Annotated in this window: 14 protein-coding genes; 11 read left to right on the top strand and 3 right to left on the bottom strand. The window is 38.1% G+C overall.

The features are described from left to right. Positions 1-32 precede the first annotated feature (32 nt). The 4 genes from ACK1I8_RS17415 to ACK1I8_RS17430 all read left to right on the top strand — a co-directional run bounded on the left by ACK1I8_RS17415 (position 33) and on the right by ACK1I8_RS17430 (position 2,277). Complete coding sequence (locus ACK1I8_RS17415) at positions 33-1,082, top strand: AI-2E family transporter (RefSeq protein WP_412466561.1); 1,050 nt, start codon at positions 33-35, stop codon at positions 1,080-1,082. Positions 1,083-1,153: 71 nt separating this feature from the next. Continuing rightward, on the top strand, positions 1,154-1,420 hold the full coding sequence (locus ACK1I8_RS17420) for a YtxH domain-containing protein (protein ID WP_047800161.1): 267 nt from the start codon (positions 1,154-1,156) through the stop codon (positions 1,418-1,420). A gap of 55 nt (positions 1,421-1,475) precedes the next feature. Continuing rightward, positions 1,476-1,853 carry a phage holin family protein gene (locus tag ACK1I8_RS17425; protein WP_412466562.1) on the top strand — a complete coding sequence of 126 codons (378 nt, stop codon included), beginning with the start codon at positions 1,476-1,478 and terminating at the stop codon, positions 1,851-1,853. Continuing rightward, the gene (locus ACK1I8_RS17430) at positions 1,840-2,277 is read left to right on the top strand and encodes a hypothetical protein (RefSeq protein ID WP_412466563.1); all 438 of its coding nucleotides are present in this window, start codon (positions 1,840-1,842) and stop codon (positions 2,275-2,277) included. The genes ACK1I8_RS17425 and ACK1I8_RS17430 overlap by 14 nt, the downstream gene beginning before the upstream one ends. Positions 2,278-2,494: 217 nt before the next feature. Here ACK1I8_RS17430 and aspS read toward each other — a convergent pair whose 3' ends face one another. Together aspS and ACK1I8_RS17440 are read right to left on the bottom strand one after the other, a co-directional pair. Beyond that, positions 2,495-4,240, bottom strand: a complete 1,746-nt coding sequence (gene aspS / locus ACK1I8_RS17435; protein WP_412466564.1) for an aspartate--tRNA ligase — start codon at positions 4,238-4,240, stop codon at positions 2,495-2,497. 381 nt (positions 4,241-4,621) lie between these two features. Then, positions 4,622-5,026: a hypothetical protein gene (locus ACK1I8_RS17440; RefSeq protein ID WP_412466565.1), complete on the bottom strand. Its 405-nt coding sequence runs from the start codon at positions 5,024-5,026 to the stop codon at positions 4,622-4,624. Positions 5,027-5,679: 653 nt separating this feature from the next. Between ACK1I8_RS17440 and ACK1I8_RS17445 the strand changes: the two genes are divergently transcribed. From ACK1I8_RS17445 to ACK1I8_RS17460, 4 genes are all read left to right on the top strand, one after another. After that, positions 5,680-6,237, top strand: a complete 558-nt coding sequence (locus ACK1I8_RS17445) for an RNA polymerase sigma factor (RefSeq protein ID WP_412466566.1) — start codon at positions 5,680-5,682, stop codon at positions 6,235-6,237. Beyond that, positions 6,230-6,754, top strand: coding sequence for a hypothetical protein (locus ACK1I8_RS17450; protein WP_412466567.1), 525 nt, complete (start codon positions 6,230-6,232; stop codon positions 6,752-6,754). The genes ACK1I8_RS17445 and ACK1I8_RS17450 overlap by 8 nt, the downstream gene beginning before the upstream one ends. 155 nt (positions 6,755-6,909) lie before the next feature. Then, entirely contained in the window at positions 6,910-8,196 is a 1,287-nt protein-coding gene (locus tag ACK1I8_RS17455) for a hypothetical protein (protein ID WP_412466568.1), read from the top strand. A gap of 67 nt (positions 8,197-8,263) precedes the next feature. Continuing rightward, positions 8,264-8,809: a TlpA family protein disulfide reductase gene (locus ACK1I8_RS17460; protein WP_412466569.1), complete on the top strand. Its 546-nt coding sequence runs from the start codon at positions 8,264-8,266 to the stop codon at positions 8,807-8,809. 27 nt (positions 8,810-8,836) lie between these two features. On the opposite strand, the gene ACK1I8_RS17465 is transcribed toward ACK1I8_RS17460, so the two are convergent. Continuing rightward, positions 8,837-9,727, bottom strand: a complete 891-nt coding sequence (locus ACK1I8_RS17465; protein WP_412466570.1) for a bestrophin family protein — start codon at positions 9,725-9,727, stop codon at positions 8,837-8,839. A gap of 152 nt (positions 9,728-9,879) precedes the next feature. Between ACK1I8_RS17465 and ACK1I8_RS17470 the strand changes: the two genes are divergently transcribed. From ACK1I8_RS17470 to ACK1I8_RS17480, 3 genes are all read left to right on the top strand, one after another. After that, on the top strand, positions 9,880-11,403 hold the full coding sequence (locus ACK1I8_RS17470; RefSeq protein WP_412466571.1) for an MFS transporter: 1,524 nt from the start codon (positions 9,880-9,882) through the stop codon (positions 11,401-11,403). A 5-nt stretch (positions 11,404-11,408) separates the two neighbouring features. Beyond that, positions 11,409-11,660, top strand: coding sequence for a DUF6814 family protein (locus tag ACK1I8_RS17475; protein ID WP_412466572.1), 252 nt, complete (start codon positions 11,409-11,411; stop codon positions 11,658-11,660). Positions 11,661-12,038: 378 nt separating this feature from the next. After that, positions 12,039-12,398, top strand: a complete 360-nt coding sequence (locus ACK1I8_RS17480; protein ID WP_412466573.1) for a hypothetical protein — start codon at positions 12,039-12,041, stop codon at positions 12,396-12,398. The last annotated feature ends 87 nt before the right edge of the window (positions 12,399-12,485 follow it).

The raw sequence follows: 12,485 nt of genomic DNA on the forward strand, positions 1-12,485 counted from the left end.
TAGCATTTAAAGAATAACCTTATTGCCTAAAAATGTCAGTATTTTCTTATAAGCAGCGTAATAACATCAACCTGGTTATTATTATTGCGCTTGGGGTATTAATTGCGTATTCCCTGCAAAGTATCTTTAGTGCTATTTTAAGTACTTTGGTATTATATACGATCATGAGGCCAGCCTATATCCATTTGGCCGAAAATAAGGGATGGAATAAAAGAGTAACCGCTATATTCCTGATTGCCATCTCCATTATACTCATTGTAATGCCTTTTTATGCATTAAGCACCATGGTAATCAGTAAAATTTCGGAACTGAAGAACAATGAGGTTTTTTTCAGGAATTTACTGATTAAATTACAACATCTTATTCCCGTTAAAATTAATCAGGATCTTATCCAGGAAGGATTAAACCGTTTAGGCAATTGGGCTACCGATCTTTTTCCTTCTTTGCTATCAAGTGCAGTAAATATTGTATTAAGTTTATTAGTGATGTACTTTTTACTCTACTTTATGCTGATCGAGCGGGAAAGATTCGAATTTTCGCTCATTAAATATGCACCATTCAGGGAGCAGAATGCACTTCGCTTTGGCGATGAAATGAGGAATACTACCTATGCAAATGTATTGGGACAAGGATTAATCTGTCTTGTTCAAGGTTCACTTGTAAGCCTGTCTTTTTATGTTTTGGGTTATAAAGACCCGATGTTTTGGGGTGTAATTACAACATTTATTTCTTTTTTACCTGTTTTAGGGCCTCCTGTTGTTTTTGTGCCGGCGGCGATTTTACAGATCGCAAATGGAAATAATTTTGCGGGCTGGGCCATGCTTATTTTTGGTTTTGTAGTCATTATTAATATCGATAATGTATTACGGTTTATGATTGCAAAAAAAGTAGGTAATATTCATCCCATCATAACAGTAATTGGCGTAATTATTGGTATCCCTTTATTCGGAATACTTGGCCTTGTTTTTGGACCATTACTGTTATCTTATTTTATATTGTTGGTTAAGATTTACGAAACCAGTACGCTCGCATCAGAAAGATTGGAAAGAATTAAAACAAATAACGAGCATAGTGAGTTATAATATAGCTTAACAATAAATAATGTAATAGTTTTATATTGTACATCATTGTTAAACCCTTAAAATAAATGATTATGAATGATAACTCAAAAGTTGTAGTTGCGCTTTTAGCTGGTTTAGCTGCCGGTGCAGCCTTAGGAATTTTATTCGCACCAGATAAAGGTGATGAAACCCGTGATAAATTAAGCCAATCACTAAAAGATCTTGGCGATTCTATCAAAGATAAAGCTGCAGATGAGATTAATAATCTGGCTAGCCTTAAAGATAAAGTAGTAGACTCGATTAAAACCAAATTGAGAAGCGTAGAAGAAGAATATAGCGACGACGTAGAGCACGCATAATAAATAAAATATTGCATAGCCGGGCGTTTTGCCCGGCTAAATCTCAATCTGAATTATGCAAGAAAATAAAGATAAAAGTATTGAAGATCTGGTAGACGATGCCAAAGGCTTTTTAGAAGCCAGGGTAGAATACACCAGACTTTATATTGTAGAAAAAGCATCGAAAATTTTCGCTGATCTGGTAACCAGTACCACTGTTATTGTTTGCTTTATCTTGGCCTTTTTATTTGGCTCAGTAACTTTGGCACTATACGTATCCGACCTCTTGGGCAGTTACGCAGGAGGTTTCGGCTGTGTTTCACTGTTCTATATCCTACTGGCTATCATTGTTTATTTAACTAAGGATAAATACATTGAAAAAGCGATTATCAATATAGCGATCAGGAAATATTTTGATAAACTTGCAGATAAGGAGGAAGATGAGAAGTTATAAAGACATCCGTAACCTGGAAGACCTGCAGGCCAGAAAGTTAGAGCTTAAGGTTGAGTATACGCTTAAGCAAAATATGCTTAAAACAGACACCAAAAATTTCTTTAAACAATTTACACTTAGTGCATTGATAAAGAAATATGCAACGCCCAACAACCTGTTTAAAGCCGATGAAAAATTAAATATCAGCGGTACAGCCATGTCATTGCTTCTACCAATGGTGATGAATAAAACGCTATTCAGAGGAGCTGGCTTTTTAACTAAAGCGGCTGTAGGTTTCGTATCGGGTAAGTTAGGTAAATCGCTCGATGCTGAACATTTATCGGCAATTTTTAACTCTGTTAAAGGTTGGTTCGGTAAAAAGAAAGAGAAAAAACAAAAGAAATTTATAGACTACGGGATTCCACCTGATAGTGAAACGTACTAGTTTAATGGTTCATTAGTCATTGGTTCATTAGTGAGCGAAATGCCAAATGGCCTTAATAAAGAAAGCCTCTAGATTTTTTAAATCCTGAGGCTTTTTTATAAGTTCGCTATCTCGATCCATGGGATCTGCCTAAAAACGATACTGACTATGCAGTAGCCAAGAGACAATTAAAAATACCACTTCTACTTGTAAAACAAGCCGAGCATAATGGATCGGTCTACAACTCCGTCTTAATCTTCAATTCTTTCAGTTGTTTCTCGTCGATAATACTTGGACTATCAATCATCACATCTCTACCAGAATTGTTTTTAGGGAAGGCAATTACATCGCGGATAGAATCCAAACCAGCAAAAATTGAGGTTAAACGATCGAAACCAAAGGCAATACCGCCATGCGGAGGTGCCCCGAATTCAAAAGCATCCATCAAGAAACCAAATTGCTTTTGTGCTTCTTCCGCACTAAAACCTAGATGTTTGAACATTAAAGCCTGTAACGCCCGATCGTGGATACGGATAGATCCGCCACCTACTTCTGTTCCGTTAATTACCAAATCGTATGCATTGGCGCGTACTTCTCCAGGATTGGTATCCAATAAAGCAATATCTTCAGGTTTTGGCGAAGTGAACGGATGGTGCATGGCATGGTAACGTTCGGTTTCTTCATCCCATTCCAAAAGTGGAAAATCCAATACCCAAAGGGCAGAGAAGGTATTTTTATCGCGTAAACCTAAACGATTGCCCATTTCTAAGCGAAGCTCATTTAACTGTTTACGTACTTTATCGGTAGAACCGGCTAAGATCAATAATAAATCGCCTTTTTCGGTTTTGAAAGCCTCACTCCACTGTTTAAGATCTTCCTCATTGAAAAATTTATCTACTGAAGATTTTAGGGTTCCATCGTCGTTATGACGGGCATAAATTAAACCTGTAGCACCAATTTGCGGGCGTTTGATGAAATCTGTTAATTCATCTAATTGCTTGCGTGTATAGCTTGCTGCGCCTTTTGCGTTAATACCTACCACTAATTCGGCATTATCGAAAACAGGAAAGCCTTTACCTTTTACCAGGTGGTTAAGTTCTACAAACTGCATGGCAAAACGGGTATCCGGTTTATCAGAACCATATAAACGCATCGCATCCGCATATTGCATGCGGGGTACCTCCGGTAAATCATAATTGCGCACTTCTTTGAACAAAGTACGGATCAGGCCTTCAAAAGTATTTAAGATATCTTCCTGCTCAATGAACGACATTTCGCAGTCAATCTGCGTAAATTCCGGCTGACGGTCGGCCCTCAAATCTTCATCCCTGAAACACTTCACAATTTGAAAATAACGGTCGAAACCCGATACCATTAACAATTGTTTAAAGGTTTGTGGCGATTGAGGCAAAGCATAAAACTCACCCTCGTTCATGCGGCTAGGCACCACAAAATCTCTTGCCCCTTCAGGTGTAGATTTTATCAATACCGGCGTTTCTACCTCAATGAAATCTAAGGCATCCAGATAGCGGCGAACCGATTGGGCCATTTTATGACGTAAAACCAGGTTATTACGAACCGGGTTACGGCGCAAATCCAGATAACGGTATTTCATACGCAACTCATCTCCGCCATCTGTTTCATCATCGATCATAAAGGGCGGTAATTTTGCCGCATTTAAAATCTCCAGTGCAGTAACCTTGATCTCCACATCTCCTGTTGCCATTTTTGGATTCTTGTTGCTTCTTTCTACAACAGTACCAATCGCCTTGATTACAAACTCACGACCCAAGGTACGTGCCGTTTCGCAAAGCTCACGATTATCGTCCATGTTAAAAACCAACTGGGTAATGCCATAACGATCGCGGATGTCGATAAAAGTCATACCGCCTAAATCTCTTGATTTTTGTACCCAACCACATAGCGTAACACTTTCGCCTAAGTTATTTAGGTTTAATGCACCACAAGTTACTGTTCTTAACATATCTATAATCTAAATTGAGCGGCAAAAATACCGATTTTGTTTTAAAGTTTAGGATAGAAGATTTCAGGAAATTTTACGATAAACGATTTGTCGATTTTTGATCGCAAAAGCACAAAGATCACGAAGAAAAATAATGGGGCAATTTCTTCAAATCACGATTAGTCGTCATTCATGCGCCGGCGAAACCACGCAGTGCTCAGCGAAGCTGATCTTAAGATACCACATTACAAGTACTCATGAGTTTTTGCATAGTTATGCTTAGCAACAAATTATCTCATCTGATTATTATTGGATCGGGATGCCGAAACCGATCGCTGGCAGTTTTACAAAAAATAGCTGTTGTTTATATTGACTTTAATAAATCAATGATCGTTTTATGTTTTAATATTTTTCTTCCAGCACAATTTCAAGGGCAATTACCTTCCATTCTCCTTTAATATTTTTCCAATGGTAAATTTCTTCGGTTTGTATAGTCTGTTTTTTTGAAAAAATAAGCAGATTTGGTTTTATAATAACCGATTTACGCGCAATTTTTTCGGTAAAAATCTCATGTTCAATAGCAGATTTAATCCGGTAATGGCTGGTTTGTATGGTTTTTGCCCCGCTAAAATATTTTTTTAAATCAATGGTAAAATCACGTTTGTTTATTGATGGTTTTTCAAAGGGCGTGAAATTTAAATGATCGTCAAATATTGCTGTATATGCGGTAATATTTTTAGTTTCTAAGGCCAGGTTTGCTTTTTGGTGTAGCTCGTTAATTTCTGAGATGATTAAATCGGTTTCCATAACATGAAGTTAAGGGTTTGGATCAGGGATTTCAAATTTATGATGATCCCGAAGCTGATTTTTCATAAATATCAAAAAGCAAAGGGCACTTAATTTTCCAATACTTATCAATCATTTCTGTTTTTTGGAAATGAAAGGCAGCATTACATAGGTCCTATAGTCCCCGCCATTCGCTTATAGTCCTCATTTCGTTGCTCTCCATTCCGGGCTATCCGCTCCTCTCAGGTTTATTAACAAAGGGTTGTTTTCCAAGCACTGACCAAGGTAAAATAAACCCGATTGCCGGGAAGAGCTTCCGGTCCTTCACCGGAACGCGTACCAAAAAGCGGAACGGGATTGGCCAAAAGCGCAGAACCCGACATTTCCAAAAATTTGAAATGGAAAATTATTTGTTGAGATAATGCTTTAAAAGCACCTGATTTATATGTATTCGTCATGCTGAATTTATTTCAGCATCTTTTAGCATGAAAGACCCTGAAATAAATTCAGGGTGACGACTCAGAATTGAAAATATCTTACATGAGACAATTTAACTATGCTATGTATCAGATGTTTTCCCAGTGTTAATATGAAATTAAGATATCTTAAATTTTTTCTACCTTGATGCAACGTTTTAAAATCACTGATGTCTTATCATCAGAATATTCGAAATTTTGGAAGCCGTATACATCGATAAAAATCTGGAACTCGTAAAAAAATGCATGCAGGGCAGCCGCGCAGCACAGTTTGAGCTGTACAAGCTGTATGCAAAGGCTATGTATAATGTGGCACTTCGCATTTTAAATTATGAAGAAGAGGCAGAAGATGTTTTACAGGAAGCATTTTTAGATGCATTTACCAGAATTGTTGATTTTAGACAGGAAACAACCTTTGGGCTTTGGCTAAAGCAGATCGTGATCAACAAATCCATCAATTACCTGCGTAAACGCAAGATGGAGTTTGTTAGTACAGATGAGCTATCGGAAGTGCCTGATGAAGATAGTTTTGATTACAGTGAAATGCAATTGCAGGCTGAAGAAATAAGGCAGGCCATTGCGCAATTGCCTGACGGTTACAGGGTAGTGTTGAGCTTATACCTCTTAGAGGGTTATGACCATGAAGAGATTGCACACATTTTAAAAATAAGCGAAAATACCAGCCGTACACAGTACATGAGGGCTAAAAAAAAGTTAAAAAGTATTTTAGAAACGAAAGGGATGAGAGATGAATAATAGATTAGAAACCTTTGTAAAAGAAAACCGAAAAGCTTTCGATATCATGGAGCCATCGGCAGAACTTTGGGCAAAAATTGAACAGGGTTTAGATAAAAAAAAGAAAAGACCGGTAAAACTCTATTTATGGATGAGTGCAGCGGCAGCTATAGTGGTCGTTTTCGGTTTAACCTGGCTATACGCAGGCAAGTCACAAAACAAAGATTTAGAAATAGCCGACGTTAGCGCTTCATATGCCAAAAAGGAAATTCATTTTACTGGTTTAATTACCGAAAAGAGGGATAGCCTGGCCATTTTCGCCTCTGCAAATCCAGAACTTTATAAAAAATTTACAGCTGATTTAAGAAAACTGGATGAAGATTACGAAAAATTAAAAGCAGAGTTGCCAACCTCACCCAACCAAACTTTTGTGGTAAAGGCTATGGTAAAAAACCGCGAAATACAATTACAGTTATTAAAACAACAATTATTGATTATTAACCAGGTTGACGATTATAAAAAAGTTAACCAGATTTAGGCTGAAAACGGCAAAAATGAAATTACAGTAACAGCAGAATCAGTTTTAATACCTGATTCGCGCGACTTGATACTAAAGAGGAGAGCGCTCACTACATTGAAAGCTTATGGCCAGCCGGCAGGTTTTAAGTGTATAGATGTTTAATATTTAACAACATGAAAACAATAAAAATATTTTTAGCCTTTTTGGCTTTAACTGCCGTAAAAACCAATGCGCAAGAGGTGGTGGTAAATACGCCATCAGAAAAAGTAATTGTGGGTCAGATAGAAAAGCCATCAATGATTGCGATGGTTAACACGTCTGCATATAAGCAGACCAGCGGGGATGCGGAACGTTCCAAATCGTTTAGCAAAAGTTTTAGTGTGGATAGAAACGATAAGGTGAATTTAAACAACCAATTCGGATCTATTGTAATTAAAACCTGGGATAAAAAAGAGGTGCGTGTAGATGTAGATATTAAAGCCTATGCTAATTCAGATAGCGATGTACAGAAATTGATTGATGGCGTAACGATTGATGCTACTAAAAATGGCGATGTGGTTTCGTTTAAAACCAGCATGGGCGACAGAAACGGACGTTATGGACGTGGGATAAAAAATGGTGTAACCACCTGGCGAAGGGAAGTAAAGGTGAATTATACGGTGTTTATGCCGGCAGTAAACCCTTTAACTGTGCTACAACAATATGGAAATGTTGAAATGGGCAATTTTGCCGGACCAACTTCATTAAAAGTAGAATATGGCAATCTTGTAGCAGGGAACTTAAGTAATACCAACAACTATATCAATGTTCAGTACGGAAAATGCGATATTCAGGATTTAAACGCTGCCGTAATTAAACACGAATATAACGGACCTGTAACTATTGGTGCTGTGGGGACTTTAGAACTCGTTGCTGAATACGTAGCCGTAAACATCAATACCATCAGGAGATCAGCAGATATTAAAGTGGAATATGGTAAAGGCTTAACCGTTGGTACGATAGGGGGCAACTTACTCTTGAATGCAGAATATGCCAGGGTAAACATCAATACAGTTAAAGGCAACGCGGTAATTAAACAAGCTTATGGCGATTTAAACATTGCGTCAGCAGGTAAAATTGCGGTCAATGCAGAATATTCTAACGTTACTTTAGGTATGTTGAATGGTGATGCAACTATCAAAATGGATTACAACCGTTTAAATGTGAATGAAATTACTCCAGCCTGTAAAAACTTTACTTTTGGCGGTGAGTATGCAGCCGTTGGATTGGGCTTTGCCGATCGTTATAATGGCAATTTTAATGTTTCTACTTCTTATGCCGGTTTTAAATATGGTTCTAACGTAACATCAAGTCTGGTCAGCAAAGATGATGAAACTAAAAGATATACGGGCAAAATCGGTAGTGGTGGTGCTGCAAATGTATCCATCAAATCTGAATATGGCTCCATAACTTTTAAATAAGGCTTTTCTAAACCAAACAAATCTTAAAGTCCTGCCTTATTTGTGCAGGACTTTTTTATATTTAACGATGATGAAAATTTATCTGCTCATTCTGTTAAATATTTTTTCTTTTACTGTAGTGGCTCAAGATGTTCCAGTAAAATGGGCTACACAGGAAACCTTTTTCGAGGATTTAAAGGGTAAAGATTTACCTTCTTTTAAGGGCCTAACCATCAATAAAAAACGGTTCTCCAATATCAATTTAAAAAACCAGCTAGTGGTTATTAACTTCTGGTTCGAAAAATGCCCTCCATGCATTGCTGAAATGCCCGAGTTAAATCAACTGGTAGATAAATATGGCAAAATGGCTGTTAGGTTTATTGGCATTACCCACGATAGTCCTGCCAGTGCCAAACAATTTCAAAAACGCAACGGCTACAAATATGAAATTGTATCATTAAGCAAAGACGCGATCAGAAAACTAAATATTAATCACGGCTTTCCATCGAATGTACTGGTTGGGAAAGATGGTAAAATTATTTATGCCACAGCCAATATTTCCTTTTCTGATCCACAATTTAAAGCTAAATCGACACTTTTTGAAGAAAAATTAAAAGCTGGGTTAAACGATTAGCAGAAATGAGATCAGAAAACCGGAAATTTAAAGCACATACTCGTCATTTATAGGCTTAACGGGTTCGGGAATTTCGTCTTCCTCAAGCATTTGCAGCAGATTGATCTCAATCGTCCTGGTAATCTGGTTAAGCGGCACACCTGCCGAATTATTCTCAAAAGGGTTAACCAGGCTCATTCCGTTAATTTGCGTAGATACAAATACGAAACCAATCAGCCAGCCCAAAAATATAGCCGCAGGCCCTGCATCCTGACTGATAACCAGTGTAAATGTGACCACAAAAAGCCAGATAAACACTTTGGTAAGATAACTATAGGTAGTTGGAAATATGGTGTTTTTAATGCGCTCACTCATGCCCATGGAATCTGAAAACCGGGTAAGCATTTCATTGATCTCGATAAAACGGAACCCGTCAATTGCATTTGATTTTGATAGTTTTTGCAAATCCCTCGATTGGATACTTAAAAGAGCGTTATGCTTATTGTTATGTTTTTCTATTTCCTTTAAATCTGCTTCAGGTAAATATTTGGTGTAAATTTCATCTACCGCATTCCTCAAATTGGCTTTTAAAGCATATAAAAATGCAATGTGCCTGCGAACCATCCTTTTTACGCTTTCCTCATCCTCATCAACATAATTAATCAGTGCTCTTGCAAAGGAGCGAGAATCATTTACCAGAGCTCCCCATACTTTTCGGGCTTCCCACCACCTATCGTAAGCCTGGTTGTTATTAAAGCCGATGAAAAAAGCTATAGCTGTACCCAAAACCGTTGGTATAATGGAAGGAATGGAAAAGTGATGTGCAATTAAATAGGCGCGTATGAAGTAAGCTGCGGTGCAGGAGGCAATCATGATCAGATCAACGTGCCATGTATTTCTTAAAATCCTACTTAACCTGATATTTTGTATTAACAGCATATAATATGGTGGAATATGAATGAGTTACGGATGAAATTACAAAACTAAAGCCAAAATGTTTGATCATGTAACAAATTAAATGACAGATGGTACAGGTTGCCAATTGGCTTTCAAATGTTTATCTTGGGAAACCAAATATTCTTAATTTATTTATGAGCGACAATTTACCCGGGAACAATATCTTTAAAGTAATCGGTGCATCATCTTTAGGTACATTAATCGAATGGTACGATTTTTATATTTTTGGAAGCCTTGCAGTTATCATTGGCCATCAATTGTTTCCAGAAGATGCAGGTGCATCGGCCTTAATCAACACCCTGGCTATTTTCGCAGCAGGTTTTATTGTTCGTCCGTTTGGCGCACTGGTTTTTGGCAGGCTTGGCGATTTAATCGGCCGCAAATATACATTCTTACTCACATTGGTACTCATGGGTGGATCGACATTTTTTATCGGTTTAATCCCATCTTATCAAAGCATTGGTTATGCTGCCCCAATTCTGGTTTTAATTTTAAGGCTAATTCAGGGTTTGGCTTTAGGTGGCGAATATGGTGGTGCCGCTACCTATGTAGCAGAACATGCCCCAAAAAACAAACGCGGTTTTTTTACCAGTTGGATCCAAACTACCGCCACATTGGGCTTGTTCCTGTCGTTAGGGATTATCGTCATCACAAAAAATATCTTAGGTGCTGAAAGATTTGGCAATTGGGGATGGCGAATCCCTTTCCTGTTATCGATTGTACTGGTTGTAGTTTCGATCTACATCCGCATGAAAATGCACGAGTCGCCCTTGTTTTCTAAACTCAAGGCTGAAGGAAATATTTCGAAGAATCCCTTGAAAGAGAGTTTTAACAACAAGGTGAATTTTAAAATGGTGCTCCTGGCACTATTTGGCGCTACTATGGGGCAAGGCGTAATCTGGTACACCGGACAGTTTTATGCACAATCATTTTTGGAAAATACCTGTAAGCTGGATTTCAACGATTCGCGATACATTTTACTCTGGGGAATTGCTTTTGCTACGCCGTTTTTTGTGGTTTTTGGTGCCTGGAGTGATAAAGTAGGCCGGAAATGGATCATGTTAAGCGGTATGCTTTTGGGTATTCTTTTTTACCGCCCAATTTATCAGATTTTTTTGGATGATACCGATTATACCAAAATTGAACGGACTGATATTTTATCTGCTACACCGGCTCCGGTAACTGTTGTTTTAATGGAGAACTCAGCCGATAGCTTACGAACGGTTTCTACTAAAGTAAGCCTTAAAAATGGGGCTTCCTTCAACAGCGTACATATCGATACCGTTTCTGCAACAAAAGGAATTCTTTCAGGCAGGGAAATCATAAAAGACAAAGTTTTGCCAACGCCGGTATTCTGGAAATTTGTTGGATTGATCTTCTTTCAGATTTTGTTGGTAACCATGGTTTATGGGCCAATTGCTGCTTTTCTCGTCGGGTTATTCCCCACTAAAATCAGGTATACCTCCATGTCCCTGCCCTATCACATTGGTAATGGTGTTTTTGGGGGACTGGTGCCATTTATTGCTACATTAATTGCTAGTTTTTCGGGCGCTACACCGCTATACGGCCTTTGGTATCCGATTGGGATAGCAGCACTAAGCTTGGTTATCGGTGCGGTTTATTTATCAAATAAAAGAGACGAAAAAATTAACGACTAAATAAAATGAATACGTTAAAGAGATTTTTAGGCTTGTTTTGGATGGTTTTGGGGCCATTAACCATGACTTTTTTGTTTATCCAGGCGATAGATAAGGTAGGTTTGACCCATACGGATATCGAACGGACCAATACCATATTACAGTGGGCAATTATCCTGTTTATTTTCCTCCCGATTAGTTTGGGCCTGATGATATTTGGCTTCTACGCATGGAAAGGAGAGTATGATCACCTGCCGGAAAGTTCTGAAGAGTTATAGCTTGTTATTTGGTTAAGGGTGTTGCACTCCGCGACCATTGACAAATCCGCTGATGTAGCCTTCATTTTCAAAACACGCTGGGTAGAGAGATTTATTAAATGTACTTCTGTTTAGCCTTGGGGTTACCGACTCCGTAACACCAGACAATCATGGAGATAAAAAATGTAAAAGCTACATTTTAGAAAACGTTTTCCTTGAATAAGATCCGAAGCTGAATAAAAACCATAAATAACTGATATACTGTAGTTATTGGCCAGCTCACAATGGTCTTTTTGCCATGTTTTCCGGCAACGATTGCATAGATTTCTCTTCTGTTTTAGCGGCAAACAACGTACACTTGTTATTATAATAACCAAGTACAGTTTAACAGTGCTAATAATGAAAAATACTTCTGGCCTTTTATCCCATATTAAAGTATTTCCTGCGTACTTAGTTTTATTAGCAGCAGATTCTGCCATGGCACAACAAAAGCGAAGCTTTGTTCTGATCAGCAGTTTTAACTTTAAAAGAGTACGAAGCGCATTACCGTTCCTGAAACAAAAGATGATGACATTGCCCGGCGTTGGCAGGAAAGGTTGCATGAGTCTTTTCAGATTTGCCTTGACCGGTACTATTGCATTAAAAGGTGATATAATAAAGGAACTACCTCCAAAAAGGCGAAACGATCTATCCTTTACAGCAGTTAGGAGTAGAAATGAAGTAAAAATTACTCGGCGGAGTGATCAAATGGGGAAATAAATAAAGAGATAAAAACCGTTATTGCGAAGCAGGAAGCAACCCTTTGGTGGACGGGAACCACTTCTTTACCCGCAATGGCGGAAATCG

Source organism: Pedobacter sp. KLB.chiD, from assembly GCF_047040275.1.
Classification (GTDB): Bacteria; Bacteroidota; Bacteroidia; order Sphingobacteriales; family Sphingobacteriaceae; genus Pedobacter.